This window comes from Nocardia elegans NBRC 108235, from assembly GCF_001612845.1.
GTDB lineage: Bacteria > Actinomycetota > Actinomycetes > Mycobacteriales > Mycobacteriaceae > Nocardia > Nocardia nova.
The window spans coordinates 79131-99561 of record NZ_BDBF01000033.1 but is presented as its reverse complement, the minus strand read 5'-3'; the positions used below and the strand labels follow the sequence as shown (position 1 = coordinate 99561).

The 20431-nt window shown below is 70.7% G+C and carries 1 protein-coding gene (running past one end of the window); it reads right to left on the bottom strand.

The annotated features are described in order from the left end of the window. Window positions 1-20431: part of a non-ribosomal peptide synthetase coding region (locus tag NE2_RS22960; RefSeq protein ID WP_063029277.1), annotated on the bottom strand (this coding region is incomplete at its 3' end). Its footprint extends 3154 nt past the window's final position; the window shows 20431 of its 23585 annotated nt.

Below are 20431 nucleotides of genomic sequence, written 5' to 3'. Positions count from 1 at the left end.
AGGGCCTCGCCGATGGCGAGGATGCGGCGCAGCGAGGCCGGCAGGCGTCCGCCGGAGGCGGTGAGCAGCGCGTCGAGCATCGACGGGACGACGTGCAGCGTGGTCACCCGCTCGCGCCGCATCAGCTCGTCGAGGTAGGCGGGATCGCGATGGCCGTCCGGGGCGGCGACCACGAGCCGGCCACCACAGACGGCGGCGGACCAGAACTCCCACACCGAGAGGTCGAAGGTGGCGGCGGTCTTCAACAACACCGCGTCGTCGGCGTCCAATTCGAATGCCGCCGTCTTCCAGCGCAATTGGTTGACGATCGCCTCGTGCGCGACGGTGACGCCCTTGGGTCGGCCCGTCGATCCGGAGGTGAAGATGACGTAGGCCGGATGCTGCGGCAGCAGCGGGGCACGGCGGTCCCGATCGGTCACCGGGGCGGCGGACAGCTCCGGCACCTCGTCGACGTCCACCACGCGGAACTGCCTGTCCCGCAGCGTCGGTGCGATATCCGAGGTGGTCAGCACACACAGCGGAGCCGCGGTCGAGAGGATGTAGTCGACGCGTTCGGCCGGCTGGTCCGGATCGACCGGCACGTACGCGCCACCGGCGACGCTGACCGCGTACATGGCGACGATCAGTTCCCGGGAACGGCGCACGGCCAGCGCCACGCGGGTCTCCGGGCCGACGCCCAGTGCGATGAGATGCCGGGCGAGACGGTTGACCTGCGCCGACAATTCGGCATAGCTCACCGATTCACCGGCACCGTCGCGATCGACGATCAGCGCGGGCGCGGTACCGGCGGCTTCCACCGTCGCGGTCCACAGCGCGGGAAGCGTTGTCGCGCAATAAGGTTCGGCGGTGTCGTTCCAGGTCTGCAGAATCCGCGCCCGCTCCTGCGGCGCGAGCAGATCCACCGAGCCGAGCGCCCGCGCCGGATCGGCGCACACCGCTTCCAGCAGCCGTAGCAGCCGCTCGCCGAAGCCGGCCACGGTGGGGGCATCGAAGAGAGCGGTGGCGTAGGTGAGGGAGGCGGCCATGCCGAGCGGCGCACCGGATGCGTCGTAGCGGTCGGTGATCACCAGATGCAGGTCGAACTGCGAGACCGCGGTATCGAAATCCGCCGCGCTCACCGTCAGGCCGTCCAGCGCGAATTCCGCGGCGGCCTGATTGTGGAAGGAGAATCCGACCTGGAACAGCGGATGCCGGGCGGTCGACCGGACCGGGTTCAGCACCTCCACCAGCCGCTCGAACGGAATGTCGGCGTGGGAGAAGGCGGCCAGGTCGCCGTCGCGCACGCCCGTGAGCAGTTCGGCGAAGCCGGCGCCCGGATCGACCTCGGTGCGCAGCACCAGGGTGTTGACGAACATGCCGACCAACTCGTCGAGGGCCCTGTCACCGCGGCCGGCGATGGGAGTACCGATCGCGATATCCGTCGAGGCCGACAGCCGCGACAGCAGGGTCGCGAAGGCGGCGTGCATCACCATGAACAGCGTCGCGCCGTGGGTGCGTCCGATCTCGGCAAGCCGGGTGTGTGTCGCGGCGTCCACGGTGAAATCGACGGTGCCACCTGCGGTGGAGACCGTCGCCGGACGCGGCCGGTCGGTGGGCAGCGCCAGCTGGTCGGGCAGCCCCGCCAGGGTGCGAGTCCAGTACCCGATCTGCCGGGCGGCCAGCGATTCCGGATCCTCCTCGGAGCCGAGCACCTCGCGCTGCCAGAGCGCGAAGTCGGCGTACTGGACCGGCAGCGGCGTCCAGTCCGGCGCGGTCCCGCCGCGGCGGGCGGCGTAGGCGGTCATCACGTCCCGGGCCAGCGGTACCAGCGAGGACCCGTCGGCGGCGATGTGATGCACGGCCACGACCAGGACGTACTCGCTGCCGGGTGCGTCGGTGACGACGAACAGCCGGGCCCGCAGCGGCACCGCGGCCGTCACGTCGAACGGCTCGGTGACGAAGTGCGATACGGCATCGAGCATGTCGGCGCTGTGCAGCGGCACGGGCGCCAAGTGCGGTGCCGGGGCGTCGGCGACGGGGAGGATCACCTGCACGGGTCCCGCGTCGGTCTGCGGATACACCGTCCGCAGCACCTCGTGCCGGGCCACCACATCGGCGAACGCGGCATTCAGCGCGGGCACGTCGAGTGCACCGCTCAACCGCATGGCGAGCGGGATCGTGTAGGCGGCGGAGTGCTCGTCCATCCGGTTGAGCAGCCACATGCGCTGCTGCGCGAGCGACAGCGGCACCGGCCCGTCGACGGCGCGCGGGGTGAGCGCCACCCGGGCCGGCGCGCCCTCCGGCGCCGCGGCGGCGGCCGCGAGGGCGGCCACCGTGGGATGTTCGAAGACGGCGCGCACCGGCACCGTCGTCTCGAATGCCGATCCGAGCCGCGCGGCCAACCGGGTTGCGGTGAGCGAGTTGCCACCGAGTGCGAAGAAGTCGTCGTCGAGGCCGATGCGGCGGGATTCGCCGAGGCCGAGCACCCCGGCCACGATGTCGGCGACCGTGGATTCGGCGGCCGTGCGCGGGGCGCGGAATTCGGCTACCCGGAAAACCGGCTCCGGCAACGCCTTCCGATCCAGTTTTCCGGTCGGCGTCAGCGGAATCTCGTCGATGACCATGATCGCGGCCGGAACCATGTACGCGGTGAGACTGCGGGAGGCGTGGGCCACCAGTTCGTCCACGTCGACCACGTGCCCGGCTGCGGCGACCACATAGGCGACCAGCGAGGTCTCCCCCGCCGCATCGAGATGGCCGAGGGTGGCGGCGAATGCGACCGACTCGTGCGCCGCCAGCACCGCGTCGATCTCGCCGAGTTCGATGCGCAGGCCGCGCACCTTCACCTGATGGTCGGACCGGCCCACGTATTCGACGACGTAGTCCTCGCCGCGCGCCACCCAGCGCACCAGATCGCCGGTGCGGTAGAGCCGCTCACCCGGTGCACCGTACGGATCGGCGACGAAGCGCTCGGCCGTCAGCGCCGACCGCGCGTGATAACCGCGCGCGAGCCCGGGGCCGCGCAGATACAACTCACCCGTGACGCCGAGCGGCACCGGGCGCAGCCGCCCGTCGAGTACCACCGCCGACATTCCGGCGATCGGGGCGCCCATGTCCAGCGGGTCGCCCGGACGCTTCACCGCGCTCACGGTGGCGAACACGGTGGTCTCGGTCGGGCCGTAGGTGTTGTGGAATTCGCGGCCCGCGGCCCAGCGGGCCATCAGGTCCGGACCGTAGGCCTCACCACCGACCGTCAGCCGCCGCAGCCGGGGCAGCGCGGCGGGGTCGAGGGTCCGCAGCACGGCGGGGGTGATGAAGGCGTGCGAAACACGCTGCGCTGCCAGCAATTCCGTCAGCTCGTCGCCGCCGTAGACGCCGACCGGCGCGATGACGGCGGTCGCCGAGCCCGCGAAGGCCATCAGCAGTTCCAGCATCGACGCGTCGAAGCTCGGGGAGGAGGCGTGCAGCACCCGCGCGCCCGAATCGACCCGATAGTGCCGGCGATGCGCGGCAACGATCGCCCCGATACCGCCGTGGGTCACCACGACGCCCTTCGGCTTACCGGTCGTGCCGGAGGTGTAGATCATCCATGCCGGATTCTGCAACCGAACCGGGCGCAGCAGTTCGTGCGTCTCGATAGGCGCCGGAGAGGTATTCCGCAGGCGGGCAGCGAGTTCCGGCGCGTCGACGGTGAGCGTGCGCACCGTCGCCGGGAGCGCGGCGGCGTCCGCGACGGTGGTGATACCCACGGCCGCACCGGAATCGGCGAGCATATGGGCGATCCGCTCCGCCGGATAGTCCGGATCGACGGGCAGGAAGGCGGCACCCGCCTTCGCCACCGCCCACCAGGCCACCACCCACCGCACCGATCGGGTGATCGCAATCGCGACGAAATCCTCTGTGCCGACGCCGGATTCGATCAGGACGCGCGCCAATCGGCTCGATTCGGCGTCCAGTTCCGCGTAGGTCACATCCCGGCCGTCGCCACACAGCGCGATACCGGTGGGATTGCGGCGGGCCGCCTCCGCCAGGAAATCCGCGAGTGTGCGCGCGGCGACGAACGGCGTCGGCCGAGCGTCGAGCAGGGCCGCGTGTTCGGCCGGGGACAGCAGGTCGATATCGCCGACGGCGCGCTGCGGTTCGGCGACGGCCGCACCGATCACCCGGCCCAGCCGCCGCAGCAGTCCCGCCGCGGTGGCCGGGTCGTACAGGTCGGTGGCATAGGTGAGTTCGAGCGGCAGGTGCCCGTCGGCGTCGAGTTCGTCCGACACGGTGAACTGCAGGTCGAATTTGGCCACGGGATTGTCGAATTCGACCGGCTCGAGGATCAGCCCCGGTACGGCATGGGTGTGTGCGCCGAGATTGAGATAGCTCAGCGACACCGTGAACAGTGGGTTGCGGTCCGCGGTACGCGCCACGCCCAGGGCGTCGACCACGCGATCGAAAGGCAGTGCCGCATGGGCGAATGCGGCCAGGTCGACGGCGCGGGTGTGCGCGAGCACCGCATCGAAACTGTCGGTGATCCGAGGTCTCGTCCGCAGCGTGAGGGTGTTGACGAACATGCCGATCAGCTCGTCGAGTGCACTGGCGCCGCGTCCGGCGACGGGGGTGCCGATCGCGATGTCGTCACCGCCGGACAGCCGGCCCAGCAGCACGGTCAGGGCGGCGTGCCAGACCATGAACGGGGTCGCGCCGTGCGCCTTGGCGAGGCGCTGGACCGCACCGGCGACGGCGCCGTCGATACGACCGCGCACGACCGCACCCCGGCGCGAGGCCACGGCCGGGCGCGGCCGGTCGGCGGGCAGGGCGAGTTCGTCGGGCAGATCCGCCAGCGTCCGGGTCCAGAAGTCCAGGTGTTCGGCCTCGGCGGCAACCAGCGACTGTCGTTGCCACAGTGCGTAATCCGCATACTGCACGGGCAGCGCGGGCCAGTTCGGCGCGGTCCGCGTCCGGCGGGCCAGATAGGCGGCGATCAGATCCCGCAGCAGCGGATTCAGCGAATAGCCGTCCGCGGCGATGTGGTGGACGACCACGACGAAGACGTGGCTGGTGTCGGATTCGCGGATGAGCAGGGCCCGTACCGGCGGTGCGGCGGTGACGTCGAAACCGCGTCCGGCGAAGTCGGCGATCGGCTCCGCCGCGGCGCCCGTTCGGCTCTCGAACTCGATATGCGCCTGTTCGGGAGGCAGCACTGCCTGGCAGCCCTCACCCTCGGCATCGAGCGGATAGTAGGTGCGCAGCGCCTCGTGGCGGGCGACCACATCGGTGAAGGCGCCGTACATGGTCGCCTCGTCCAGATCGCCGAGGATACGGACCGCGACCGCGATATTGTCGGCCGCCGAATCCGGAGCCAGGCGGTTGAGGAACCACATGCCCTGCTGCACCGGCGCCAGCGGAACGACCTCGGGCCGTTCGGCGGCGACGGGTCCGGGCAGATCCGTTGCGCTGCCGTCGATGTCGATCATGACGGCCGCCAGACCGGCGACGGTCGGGTGTTCGAACAGCATGCGCACCGGAACGCGACGGCCGTGGCGCTCGCCGAGCCGGGCCAGTACCCGCGTCGCGACCAGCGAATTACCGCCGAGGGCGAAGAAGTCGTCGTCGGCGCCGACCCGTTCGATGCCGAGTACCTGCGCGAAGGTTTCGGCGACCAGCCGCTGAGCCGGTGTGCTCGGCTCGCGGTACTCGCCACCGCCGAAGACCGCCGCGACCCGCGGATCACCGGCATCGGGCAGCGCAGTGCGGTCGAGCTTGCCGGAGGCATTGAGCGGGAACGCGTCCAGGACGACCACGGCCGACGGGACCATGTACCCGGGCAGTTGCGCGACGGCGGCGTCGCGCGCCCGCTCGCCGAGGCCGGGTGCGACGGAGCCGTCGCCGGCCGCGGTGACGAAACCGATGAGGTGGTCGCCGCCCGGAGCCGTCACGATCCGCACGGCCGCCGCGGCGACACCGGGCACCGCCGCGAGCACCGCCTCGATCTCGCCGAGTTCGATGCGCTGACCCCGGAATTTCACCTGGAAGTCGGTGCGGCCGAGGTAGATCAGTTCCGGTGCGCCGCCGCTGACGTCCCAGCGCACCAGATCACCGGTGCGGTACATCCGGGAGCCGGGTTCGCCGGCGCCGTTCGACACCGCGAACGGATCGGCGACGAACCGGTCGGCGGTGAGGTCGGCGCGGCCGTAGTAGCCGCGCGCCAGCTGGGCGCCGGCCAGATACAACTCGCCCGCGACACCCGGCGGGGTCGGCCGCAGCCGCGAATCCAGCACGTAGACGCGGCTGTTCCATTCGGGCCGGCCGATCGGCAGGGCCGGGCGGTCGGTCACCCCGGTGACATCCCGGTAGGTGATCGAGACCGCCGCCTCGGTGGGCCCGTACAGGTTGTGCAGCCGCGCCGAGCTGATCGCGCCGAACGCCCGCACCGTCTCGGCGGGCAGCGCCTCACCGATCACGAACACCTGTCGCAGCGACCGCACCTGCGCCGAGCCGACCTGCGCGGCGAAGACACTGAGCATCGAGGGCACGAAATCGGTGACGGTGACGCCGTATTCGGCGATGGTCTCGGCCAGGTAGCCCGGGTCGCGGTGGCCGTCCGGAGCGGCCAGCACCAGGGTGGCGCCGATCCGCAACGGCAGGAAGTAGCCCCACAGCGAGACGTCGAAGGTGGTCGCGGTCTTCTGCAGGTACACATCGGCGGCGGTGAGCCGGTATTCGGCCTGCATCCACGTCATCTGATTGACGATCGCCGCGTGAGTGACGGTGACGCCCTTGGGCTTTCCGGTCGAACCGGAGGTGAAGATCACGTAGGCCGGATGGTTCGCGTACATCGGGCTGTGGCGTTCGTTCACCGCGATCGGGTCGTCGCGGTAGGCGTCGAGGGCGACGGAGTCGACCGCGACGGTCGGGCCGTCGAAGTCCACCTCGGCACCGGCGGTGGTGAGCAGGACCGCGGGCCGGGCCGTCTCCAGGATGTGGGCGATGCGCTGGGCCGGATGGTCGGGATCGATGGGAACGTACGCCCCGCCGGCCTTCAGCACGGCGTACATCGCCACCACCAACGCCGGCGACCGCCGAATCGACAGGGCGACCGGCGATTCCGGGCCCACCCCGGCGGCGATGAGGTGGCGGGCGAGCCGGTTGCTGCGGCTGTCCAGCTCGCCGTAGGTGAGGACGGTCGGCGCCGAGCCGTCGTCCGGGATGTAGCGCACGGCGGGCAGTTGCGGCGCGGTCGCGGCCTGCGCTTCGAATTCGTCGAGCAGCAGTTCCGCGCCGAAACCGATATGCGCCGAATCGTTCCACTCGGTGAGGACGCGCTCTCGCTCACCGGCGGCGAACAGGTCGATATCGCCGACGACGCGTTGCGGCTCGTCGACGACCGACTCGAGCACCCGCAGGAACCGCTCGGCCAGCCCCTCGACCGTCACCGCGTCGAAAAGCGCTGTCGCATAGGTGAACCCGATCTCGCGATCGGTGACGGTGACCTGCAGGTCGAACGGATTCACCGCGGTGTCGAGACGCACCTCGCCGACGGTCAGCTCACCCAGTTCGACCGTCACCGGATTCAGGTTCTGGAAGAACAACGCCACCTGGAACAGCGGGTGGTGGGCTTGCGACCGAGGCGGGTCGAGCACCTCCACGAGCCGCTCGAACGGGATGTCGGCGTGGGCGAAGGCGGCGAGATCATTCTCGCGCACCTGCCGCAGCACGGCCGAGAACGGCTGCGCCGCCTGGATATCGGAGCGCAGCACGAGGGTGTTGACGAACATGCCGACCAGATCGTCGAGCACCGCCGCACCACGTCCGGCGACCGGTGCGCCGATGGCGATATCGGCCGTCCCCGACATCCGGGCGAGCAGTACCGCGAGCGCGGCATGCACCACCATGAAGGGCGTGCTCTCGTAGCGTCCGGCCAGGCCGTCCAGGCCGGCGCGCAGCCGCGCGTCGAAGTCGACGGTGATCGTGGCCGCCGCGTGATCGGCCACCGCCGGGCGTGGCCGGTCGGTGGGCAGGTCCAGCCGGGCCGGAAGTCCGCGCAACCGGTCGCGCCAGAACTCCAGTTGGCGCGCGGCCGAGGACTCGGGATCGGATTCCGCGCCGAGTACTTCGCGCTGCCACAGCGCGTAGTCGGCGTACTGGATCGCCAGCTCGTGCCACTGCGGGGCGGTCCCGGCACTGCGGGCCGCGTAAGCCGTGGCGATATCGCGCGCGAGCGGTCCCATCGAGAAGCCGTCCGCGGCGATGTGGTGAACGACGAGAACCAGAATATGTTCGGGCGCAGCGGTTTCCGATCGCACCGGCAACAGGGCCACGCGCAGCGGAACCTCGGTGGTCACATCGAAGGGTTCGGCGACGAATGCGCCGATGACCGCGGCGATGTCGTCGCCGTGCAGCCGCGACAACACCGGTACGTGGTCGGCCGGCCGAATCTGCTGATAGCCGATGCCGCCGATATCCGGGTACACCGTGCGCAACGTTTCGTGGCGCGCGACGATATCGGCGAGTGCGGATTCCAGCGCCGCCGTATCCAGCGCACCGGTGAGGCGCAGCGCGACGGGGATGTTGTGCACGCTCTGCCCGGGGTCGAACCGGTTGAGGAACCACATGCGCTGCTGCGCCGGCGAGAGCGGCACCAGGTCCGGGCGCGGGCGCGCGATCAGCGGCACGGCGGCGCCGCGGCCCGCGAATTCCGCGACGCGGGCGGCCAAGGCACCGACGGCCGGCGCATCGAAGATCAGGCGTACCGGTAGTTCGGCGTCGAGTTCGGCGCCCAGCCGGGCGGCGACACGGGTGGCGGTCAGCGAATTGCCGCCGAGGGCGAAGAAGTCGTCGTCGAGTCCGACGCGGTCCAGACCCAGCAGCTCCGCGTAGACGGCGGCGACGGCGAGTTCGGCCCGCGTGCCGGGAGCGCGGAAGGCGCGCGGCCGGAAAGCCGGCTCCGGCAGGGCTTTCCGGTCCAGTTTGCCCGAGGCGTTGAGGGGCAGGGACTCCAAGGTCATGATCACCGCGGGGACCATGTATTCGGGCAGCCGCCGGGCACAGTCGGCGCGCAGCCGCTCGGCATCCAGGTCACGGCCGGACGCGGCGACCACGTAGGCGACGATCCGATCGCCGGTGTCGCGGTCGTCGCGCACCACGGCCACGGCCTGGGCGACGCCCTCGGATTCGCGCAGGGCGGCCTCGATCTCACCGAGTTCGATGCGCAGGCCGCGCACCTTCACCTGGAAATCGGTGCGGCCCACGTATTCCAGTTCGCCCGTGGCCTGCCAGCGTGCGATATCGCCGGTGCGATACATGCGTTCACCGGCGCGGAACGGATCGGCCACGAAGCGGTCCGCGGTCAGGTCGGGCCGGTCGACATACCCCTGGGCCAATTGTGTTCCGGCGAGATACAACTCGCCCGCCACACCGACGGGGACGGGGCGCAGCGCCGAATCCAGCACGTAGACACGGGTATTGGCGACGGGACGGCCGATCGGCACGGTCACCGCGTCCGCCTCGGTCACCTCGTGGAAGGTGACATCGACCGCGGCCTCGGTCGGACCGTACAAATTGTGCAGCGGCGCACCACCGAGCTCACGCCAGCGCGCGGCCGTATCCGCGGGCAACGCCTCACCCGAGGTGAACACCCGGCGCAGGCGCGCGGGAACCAACGCGGAGGCATCGGCCGCCGCGTCGACGAAGACCGACAGCATCGAGGGCACGAAGTGCGCGGTCGTGATCGCCTCGTCGTCCATCACGCGCGCGAGGTAGGCCGGGTCGCGGTGGCCGTCCGGACGCGCCACTACCAGCCGCGCACCCACCTGCAACGGCCAGAAGAACTCCCACACCGACACATCGAAGGTCGCCGGAGTCTTCTGCAACACCACATCATCCGCACCGAGGCGATACTCCGACTGCATCCACACCAGACGATTCACGATCGCCCCGTGACTCACCGCCACACCCTTGGGACGACCCGTCGACCCCGACGTGAAAATCACATACGCCACATGCTCCGGCCGCAGCTTGCCCATCCGATCCACATCGGTCAGCGGACCGTCGGCGTAGCCGGACACGTCCAGTCGATCGAGGTCGAGCACCGGCGGCGCCGACTCCGTGCGCACCGGCGCATCCGTGGTCGCGAGTACACAGGCCGGACGCGCGGTGTCGAGGACGTACCGGATGCGTTCGGCGGGATGATCGGGGTCCAGCGGCACATAGCCTGCCCCCGCGGCGACGGTCGCGTACATGCCGACCACGAGTTCCAGCGAACGGCGCATATGCAGCGCCACCAGCGATCCGGGACCCACGCCCTGCGCGATCAGGTGGCGGGCGAGCCGGTTCACGCGGGCGCCGAATTCGGCGTAGGTCAGCGTCGTCTCCGCGTAGGTGAGCGCGGGCGCCTTGGGCGTGCGCGCGGCCTGCACATCGAACAGCACGGGAAGCGTTGCGGTGCGGTCGATTTCGGCCGCGGTCGCATTCCAGATGTCGAGGACCTGCAACCGTTCGGACAGTTCCAGCAGATCGATGTCGCGGATGCGGACGTCGGGGTCCGTCGTCACCGCGGTGAGCACCCGTAGCAGCCGGCGACCGAGTGCGGTCACCGTCGACGCGTCGAACAGATCGGTGGCATACCGCAGCACCGCCTGGAGTTCGCGGCCCTGCGCGCCGTCGACCTCGGACAGCGACAGCGCGAGATCGAATTGCGCCACGGGATTGGCCAGCGGGTAATCGGTCACCTCCAGCCCGGGTAGCCGCAGGTCGGTGCCGGAGCGCTGCTCGAACGACAGCATCACCTGCACGATCGGCGCATAGGCTTGGGAGCGTTCGGGATTCACCTCCTCGACCAGCCGGTCGAACGGCAGGTCGGCGTGGGCGAAGGCCCGCACGTCGGCGTCGCGGACCTGGGCGAGCAGCTCACCGAACCGTTCGTGCGCGCCGATCCGGGTGCGCAGGACCAGTGTGTTGACAAACATGCCGACCAGATCGTCCAGCGCCTGCGCCGATCGGCCCGCGATCGGTGTGCCGACGGCCAGGTCCTCCGTACCGGACAGCTTGGCGAGCAGGGTGGCGTAGGCGGCGTGCAGCACCATGAAGGTGGACACGCCCACGCGCCGGGCCAGGGTCTCGACGGCGGCGGTCAGCTCGGCCGGAATGCGGAATTCGATCGCCGCGCCCGCGCCCGACGCCACCGCCGGCCGCGGCCGGTCGCCCGGCAGGTCGACGACGGCGGGCAGGTCGGCCAGCTCGGCGCGCCAGAATTCGAGGTGGCGGGCCAGGCGGGATTCGGGATCGTCCGCGCGACCCAGGACCGCGTGCTGCCACAGCGCGAAATCGGCGTACTGCACCGGCAGCGGCTGCCAGTCGGGTACCGCCGCGGCCCTGCGGGCGGCGTAAGCGGTCACCAGATCGCGGGCCAGCGGCGCGGTGGACACGCCGTCGGCCGCGATGTGGTGCACGACCACCAGCAGGATGTGTTCGTCGGGCGCTACCCGGAAAGCGCTGATCCGCAACGGAATGTCGTGCCGCAGATCGAAGCCGCGCGCCGCCGCGGCGGCGAGTTCGGCATCCACGTCGCCGGCATTCACGGTATGTAGCGTGAGGGCCGTGGCGGCGCAGTCCTCGACGGCGCGAATGTCCTGGCGCGGGCCTTCGGCATCCTCGGGGAAGACCGTGCGCAGCGACTCGTGCCGAGCCAGGACATCGGTGATCGCCTCGGAGAGGGCGAATTCGTCCAGATCGCCGCGCAGGCGCAGCGCGAACGGGATGTTGTACATCGCCGAATCCGGCTCGATGCGGTTCAGCAGCCAGATGCGAGTTTGGGCGAGCGACAACGGAATTCGGTCGGGGCGCGGCCCGGCGATCAGCGGCGGGACGGTCGCGCCCGGTGCGTCGTCGACGAGGCGGGCGAGCAGGGCGGCGGTGGGTGCGCCGAAGATCTCGGCGACGTTGAGATCGCAGCCCAGCGCGTCGTTGACCCGGGCGACCACCCGCATGGCGAGCAGGGAGTTACCGCCCGCGGCGAAGAAGTCGTCGTCGGCACCGAAGCGGTCGGCACCGGCCGGGTCGAGGCCCAGCAGCTCGGCCATCACGGCGGCGACCACGGCCTCGGCCCCTTCGGCCGGGGCGCGGTAGACGGACTTCTCCCCCGGGTCCACGGCCGGCAGTGCGGCGCGGTCGAGCTTTCCGGAGCTGTTCACCGGTAGTTGCGCCAGCACCGTGACACCGGCCGGGACCATGTACGCGGGCAGGGCGCGGCCCGCGGCGGCCAGGACGGCATCGGAATCGACGGAGGCGCCCGCCGCCGGCACCACGTAGGCGTGCAGCCGGGCCCGCTCGCCCGCTCCCGTCACCACCACCGCCGCCTGGGCGACGCCGGTCCGCCCGGTCAGCGCGGCCTCGATCTCGCCGAGTTCGATGCGCAGTCCGCGCAACTTCACCTGGAAGTCGTTGCGGCCCAGATATTCCAGCTCACCGGCGCGGTTCCAGCGGACCAGATCGCCGGTGCGGTACATCCGGGCTCCGGCGTCGAACGGGTCGGCGACGAAGCGATCGGAGGTCAGGTCGGGACGGCCGACGTACCCGCGCGCAAGCTGATCGCCCGCCAGGTACAGCTCGCCGGTGACCCCGACGGGCACCGGACGAAGCATCGAATCCAGCACGTAGACACGGGTATTGGCGACGGGACGGCCGATCGGCACGGTCACCGCGTCCGCCTCGGTCACCTCGTGGAAGGTGACATCGACCGCGGCCTCGGTCGGACCGTACAAATTGTGCAGCGGCGCACCACCGAGCTCACGCCAGCGCGCGGCCGTATCCGCGGGCAACGCCTCACCCGAGGTGAACACGCGACGCAGCGACGCCGGGGCCGCCGCCACCGAGCTGACGAATACGGCCAGCATCGAGGGGACGAAGTGCGCCGTGGTCACGGCCTCCTCGTCCATCAACCGCGCGAGATACGCCGGATCGCGGTGCCCATCGGGGCGCGCCACCACCAGCCGCGCACCCACCTGCAACGGCCAGAAGAACTCCCACACCGACACATCGAACGTCGCCGGAGTCTTCTGCAACACCACATCGTCGGAGCTCAACCCGTACTCGGCCTGCATCCACACCAGACGATTCACGATCGCCGCGTGACTCACCGCCACACCCTTGGGACGACCCGTCGACCCCGACGTGAAAATCACATACGCCATATGCTCCGGCCGCAGTGGCGACACCCGGTCGGCATCGGTCACCGCGTCGTCGGCACAGCCGGACAAATCCAGCCGGTCCAGCCGCACCGCGTCCACACCGGCCGGTAACTCGGATGCGTCGGTGGTGGTCAGCACACAGGCGGGTCGTGCGGTGTCGAGCACGTGGCGCACGCGATCGACGGGATGGTCGGGGTCCAGCGGTACGTAGGCCGCCCCGGCGGTGACGATCGCGTGGATGGCGACGACCAACTCCAGCGAGCGCGGAATGCGCACGGCCACAGCGGTATCCGGTCCCACGCCGCGGGCGATCAGATAGCGCGCGAGCCGGTGCACCCGCCGGTCGAATTCGCGATAGGACAGACTGGTGCCCTCGAAGGTCACCGCCTGCGCGGCCGGGCGCTGCGGCCGGGCGGCGAGAAGTTCGGGCAGGGTGCGGGGGCCGACCGGGTAGGCGGTGGCATCGTGCCCGCCGATCAGCCGCTCGCGTTCGGCCGGCGACATCAGCTCGACGTCGGCGACCCGGGTGGTCCCGTCGGCCGCCATCGCCGCCACGATCCGCTCGAAGCCGTCGAGCAGCGCCGCGACGGTCTCCGGATCGAACAGGTCGGCGGCATAGTGCACGTGCAGGTCGATACCCGCGGCCGTACCGTCCGGCGCGTAGGTCTCGTTCGCGGTCCAGTGCTGGTCGACCTGGATCGGCGCCGCCGCGGGTTCGACCGCGGCGATCTCCAGCCCGTCGAGCCGCAGCTGCGCGCGGGTCTGGTTCTGCAGCGTCAACGAGACCTGGTACAGCGGGGAATGTGCCCGGGAGCGAGCCGGATTCAGGACGTCGACGAGCTGTTCGAACGGCACCGCGGCATGGTCGAAGGCCGCGAGGTCGACGGCCCGCACGTGGTCGAGATGTTCGGCGAGACTGTCCCCGCTGTGCACCGGCGTCCGCAGCACCAGGGTGTTGACGAACATGCCGACCAGATCGTCGAGCGCCTGATCACCGCGCCCGGCGACCGGGGCGCCGATCACGATGTCGTCGCTGCCTCCGAATCGGGACAGCAGCACCGACAGCGCGGCGTGCAGCACCATGAACGGTGTCACCCGATGCGCGGCCGCGAGATCGTGAATGCGCTGGTGCAGGGCGGGACTCAGCCGCGCGGTGCGGGCACCGCCCCGCTGGGAGGCGATCGCGGGGCGCGGACGGTCGGTCGGCAGCGCCGACAGCTCCGGCGCCCCGGACAGTTGCGTACGCCAGAATTCCAGCTGCCGAGCGGATTCCGAGTCCGGATCCCCGATCGACCCGAGCGTGCGCTGCTGCCACAGCGCGTAATCGGCGTACTGGATCGGCAGCGGCGACCACTGCGGCGCAGCGCCCGCGGTGCGGGCCTGGTAGGCGACGGCGAGGTCTCTGGTCAGCGGGGCGAAGGACCAGCCGTCGGCCGCGATGTGGTGGACGACGAACAGCAGCACGTGGGTCTGTGCGGCGCGATCGGCGTCGGGGGCGCGGCGCACCCGCAACAGCCGGATCCGCACGGGCACCTCGTCCGCCACGTCGAAACGACTGTGCGCCAGGGTTTCCGCCATGGCGGCGACCTCGGTGGCATCGACATCGGTGACCGCGAGATCCGGGACAGCGGCGGGTAGAACGCATTGGGTCGCCGCCCCGTCCCGCTCGGGGTAGCGGGTACGCAGGGTTTCGTGCCGCTCGATCACATCGGCGATCGCGGCGCGCAGGGCGGCGATGTGCAGATTGCCGGTCAGCCGCAGGGCGAACGCGATGTTGTAGCTGCCGCCGCCGGTGTCCAGGCGGTTGAGCATCCACATGCGCTGCTGGGCGATCGACAGCGGCACGATCTCCGGGCGCGGGACCACGGCACCCGGCCCGGCGTCACGGGAACCGTTGTCCGACAGTGTGATCCGCGCCGCCAGCGCCCGCACGGTCGGCGCGTCGAAGACCGCGCGCACCGGCACCGTGTCCCCGGTCGCCTTGTTCAGGCGTGCGGCGAGCTGTGTGGCGACGAGCGAGTTGCCGCCCAGGGCGAAGAAGTCGTCGTCCGCACCCACCTGTTCGACGCCGAGCAGGGCGGCGAAGGTGTTCGCGACCAGGACCTCGGCGGCGCCGACCGGCGCCCGGAACCGCGCCGGCGCCAGCACCGGTTCGGGCAGCGCCTTGCGGTCCACCTTGCCCACCGGGGTCAGCGGAATCTTGTCCAGGACGACCAGTGCGGCCGGCACCATATGCGAGGGCAACCGGCGAGCCGCGAAATCGGTGAGGTCGGCGGGGTCGATCGCGCGTCCCGGCTTCGGCAGGACGTAGGACACCAGCATGGTGCCGCGGGTGTCGTGGTCGCGGCCCAGGGTGGTCGCGTAATCGACGTCGGGGTGGGCGCCGAGCACCGCGTCGATCTCGCCGAGTTCGACCCGGAAGCCGCGGATCTTCACCTGGAAATCCGAGCGCCCGACGTACTCCAGCTCCCATTCCGGCTGTGCCTGCCGCACGGTCGGCGCGATCGCCCGCCAGCGCACGACGTCGCCGGTGCGATACATCCGGCTGCCCGGCGCACCCCAGGGGTTGGGCACGAACCGCTCGGCGGTGCCTCCCGATCGGTTGCGGTACCCCCGCGCCAGGCCACCACCCGCCAGGTACAGCTCACCGGCCACTCCGGGCGCCACGGGCCGCAGCCGCCGGTCCAGCACGAGCGCCGACATGCCGTGCACCGGAGTACCGATGGTGACCGGCTGACCGGCGGTCAGGCGCGCGTAGGAGGAGATGATGGTGGTTTCGGTCGGACCGTAGCCGTTGAAATAGCGGCGGCCGGGCTCCCAGGTCGCCAGCAGTTCGTCGGTGGTGACATCGCCGCCGACCGAAAGTACCTGCAGCTGCGGCTGTTCCGTGGCATCCAGGGTGCCCAGCACGGCGGGCGTGATGATCGCGTGCGTCACCACTTCCGTGCGCAGCAACGCGCCCAGCTCGGGGCCGCCGATGACGCGCGCCGGCACGATCACCAGCGTCGCGCCGGTGGCGAAGGCGCAGATCCATTCCAGGACCGACGGGTCGAAGCTCGGCGAGCAGATGTGCAGCATGCGGTGTTCGGGCCGCAACCCGTACCGCTCGATCGCGTACTGGGCCAGCCCGCCCAGGCCGGCGTGCGTCACGGTGACGCCCTTGGGCATACCTGTCGAGCCCGACGTGTAGATCACATACGCCGGATGGGACATCCGCAGCGTGGCGATCCGTTCGGCGTCGCCGATCGGCCCGGCGGGCAGGGCGGCGAGCTCGGCCTCCGTCGCCGGTGCGTCGAGGACCAGCCAGTGCACGCCCTCGGGCAGTGCGTCGGCGTACGCGGCGACCGTGATGCCGACCCGCGCCGCCGAGTCGGTGACCATGTAGCGCACCCGCTCTGCCGGATAGGTGGGGTCGACGGGCACGTGTGCGCCGCCCGCCTTGGCCACCGCCATGGCCGCGGCGACCATCTCGAAGGACCGCGGAAGTGCCACGGCCACCAGCTGTTCCGGGCCGACGCCGGCCGCGATCAACCGGCGGGCCAGCCGGGAGGAGTAGTCGTCGAGGTCGCCGTAGGTGATCGAACGGCCCTCATAGCGCACCGCGATCCGGTCGCGCCCCAGACCCAGCCCGGCGGTGAGCAGTTCCGGCAGCAGCGCGGTCGCCATCGCCTCGTCGGGCCGCACCCGGGTCAACCGGACGTATTCGTCGGCACTGAGCAGCGACGTATCACCGACCGCGGCCTCGGGATCGGCGACCAGCTGCCGCAGCAGACCGAGGAAGCGGCTCGCGAAGCCCTCGATCGTGGCGTGGTCGAAAAGGTCGCGGGCATAGGCGAATTCCGCGGCCATTCCGTCGGCCGTCTCCCGGATGTTCAGGGCCAGATCGAATTTCGCGGTTCCGGCGTCCGGCTCGACCGTGCCGACCCGCAGCCCCGGCAGCTCCAGCTCACCGGTGGGCAGATTCTCGAAGGCCAGCGCCACCTGGAAAAGCGGATGCCGCGCGGTGGACCGTTCCGGATCGAGCAGTTCCACCAGCCGCTCGAACGGCAGGTCGGCGTGTGCGAAGGCACGCAGGTCGGCCTCGCGGGTGCGGTCGAGCAGTTCGGTGAAGCTCGCGCCGCCGGGCACCGCGGTCCGCAACACGACGGTGTTGACGAACATGCCGATCAGATCGTCGAGTTCGCGCTCGCCGCGCCCGGCTATCGGCGAGCCGATCGCCACGTCGTCGGTGCCGGCCATGCGGGCCAGGAAGATCGCCAGCGCGGTGTGCACGGCCATGAAGGTGGTCGCCTGCCGCCGCTGGGCGAGTTCGCGCAGGCCGTCGCGGATGTCGCCGCCGATATCGAATCGCACCCGGCCACCGGCGTAGGAGGGGCGCATCGGGCGCGGCCGGTCGGTGGGCAGATTCAGCTCGTCGGCCAGCCCGGCGAGCGTCGCCCGCCAGTAGGCCGCCTGGGCGCCCAGGACACTGTCGGGATCCGATTCCGAACCCAGCACCGCGTGCTGCCAGATGCTGAAATCCGCGTACTGCACGGGCAGTGGTTCCCACTGCGGTGCGGTCCCGGCCGCGCGGTGGCCGTAGGCGGTCATGAGGTCGCGGGTCAGCGGGGCGATCGACCAGCCGTCGGCCGCGATGTGGTGGGCCACGAAGACGAGGATGTGCTCGGGCTCCACGCCGTCCGGGCCGGCGGCGCCGATGTCGCTGCCGTCGTCGGCGTGGCTGCGCAGCAACGCGATGCGCAGTGGCGGTTCGGCGGTGACGTCGAATCCCCGCGCGGTGAGCGCGGCGATGCGGCTCGCGGTCTCCGCCGCCGGGACATCGACCGGTGTCAGGTCCACGCGCACATCGGCGGCGGGCAGCACCTCCTGGGCGGGGCCGTCCTCGTATTCGGGATAGCGCGTGCGCAGGGTTTCATGGCGTTCCAGCACATCCGCGACGGCGGCGGCCAGCGCCGCGACATCCAGGGCACCGGTCAGCCGGACCGCGACCGGAATGTTGTGGACACCGGACTCGGGATCGAACCGGTTGAGAAACCACATCCGCTGCTGCGCCGGTGAGAGCGGAATACGCTGCGGCCGTTGCTGTTTCACCAGCGCGGGACGGGCCCGCTCGGCCACGTCACCGCCGACGGCGGCCGCGAACGCGGCGACGGTCGAGGCCTCGAACAGGGTGCGCACCGGTACCCGGGCATCCACGATCCGGCCGACGCGGGCACTGACCTGGGTGGCGTCGAGCGAACTGCCGCCGAGGGCGAAGAAGTCGTCGTCGCGGCCGACCCGCTCCAGCCCGAGCACGTCGGCGAACACCGCGGCCACCCGCTCCTCGAGTGGGGTGCGCGGAGCGTGGAATTCGGCGGCCGCCAGCACCGGTAGCGGTAACGCCGCGCGGTCCAATTTGCCGCTGCTGTTGAGCGGGAATTCGGTCAGTTCGACGACGGCGGTGGGAATCATGTAGGCGGGCAGCACCGTGCCGAGACCGTCCCGCACAGCCTGCACATCGAGTTCGGCACCCGGCGTGCGGATCACGTATCCGGCGAGGTAGTCGCCGCTCTCGCCGGTGATCAGGCGCACCGCGGCCTGGCCGACACCCGGTGCGGCCAGCAGGGCGGTTTCGATCTCCGGCAGTTCGATGCGCTGGCCGCGGAATTTCACCTGGAAGTCGATGCGGCCCAGATAGTCGAGCTCGCCCTCGGGGGTCCAGCGCACCAGATCACCGGTGCGATACATCCGTTCGCCGCCGAAGCCGAAGGGATTGGCGACGAACCGGTCCGCGGTCAGGTCGGCGCGTCCGCAGTAGCCGCGCGCGAGCTGGGTGCCGGCCAGGTACAACTCGCCCGGCACGCCGATCGGCACCGGATGCAGCCGGGCGTCCAGCACGAAGACCTGCGAATTCCACTCCGGCTCGCCGATCGGCACGCTGCGCACATCGTCCGGGGTGACCTCGTGGCAGGTGATCGACACCGCCGCCTCGGTCGGGCCGTACAGATTGTGCAGGGCACCGTCGCACTTCTCGGCGAACAGCGCCGCGGTTTCGGCGGGCAGCGCCTCACCGACGACGAAGGCGGCCCGCAGGGTGGCCAGCTCCTGCGCCTCGGCGTGGTTGAGGAAGACGGTGAGCATCGACGGCACGAAGTCGGTCAGCGTAACCCGCTGCGCGGCAATGGTTTCGGCGAGATAACGGGCGTCGCGATGGCCGTCGGGGGTGGCCAGGATCAGGGTGGCGCCGGCCCGCAGCGGAAGGAAATAGCCCCACAGCGACACGTCGAAGGTGGTCGCCGTCTTCTGCAGGTAGATGTCGCCGGCCCGCACCCCGTACTCGGCGTGCATCCATTCGAGCTGGTTGGCGATGGCGCGATGGCTGACCGCGACTCCCTTGGGCCGCCCGGTCGAGCCGGAGGTGAACAGCACATAGGCCGGGTGGTCCGGATCCAGCGTGCCGCGGCGCTCCCGATCGCCGATCTTGGCGGCGGAGTAATCGGAGAGGTCCAGTTCGTCGAGGTGAACCACCGCCGTATCGGCGGCCGTCGGCGGCAGTTCGAAGCCGGCGGCCCGCGTGGTCAGCACCGTATGGGGCCGCGCGGTGGCGAGGATGTGGCCGATGCGTTCGATCGGATGGGACGGGTCGACCGGAACGTAGGCGCCGCCCGCGTGCAGCACCGCGTACATGCCGAGCACCAGTTCGATCGACCTCGGCATGGCCAGCACGACCAGCGTCTCCGGCCCGACGCCGGATTCGATCAGCTTGCGGGCGAGGCGGTTCACCCGGTCCGACATCTCGCCGTAGGTCAGTTCGGCGCCCTCGAAGACGAGCGCGCGGTTGTTCGGCGTGCGGCGCGACTGCCGGTCGAATCCCTCGTGCAGGAAGTGGTCGGCCACCTTGTGGCCGCTGGCATTCCAGCTGGAGGTCACATAGTCGAGTTCGCCGGCGTCGAGCAGTTCCAGATCGCCGACCGGCAGGTGCGGGTCGGCCGTGGCGCCGCCGAGCAGGCGCAGGAATTTGGCGGCGAATTCCTCGACCGTCGGCGCATCGAAAAGATCAGTGGCATAGGTGAATTCGGCGCGGTATCCGCCCTCGGGCGGTGTGGAGACGGTGAGCTGGAGGTCGAATTTCGCGAAGCCGGGATCGAAATCGACGAGCTCGGTCTCGAGGCCCGGCAGTTCCGGCGTGCCGACCCCGATGTTCTGCATGAACAGGCCGACCTGGAACAGCGGATGCCGCGCCTGCGACCGCGCCGGATTCAACACCTCCACCAGGCGTTCGAACGGAATCTCGGCAT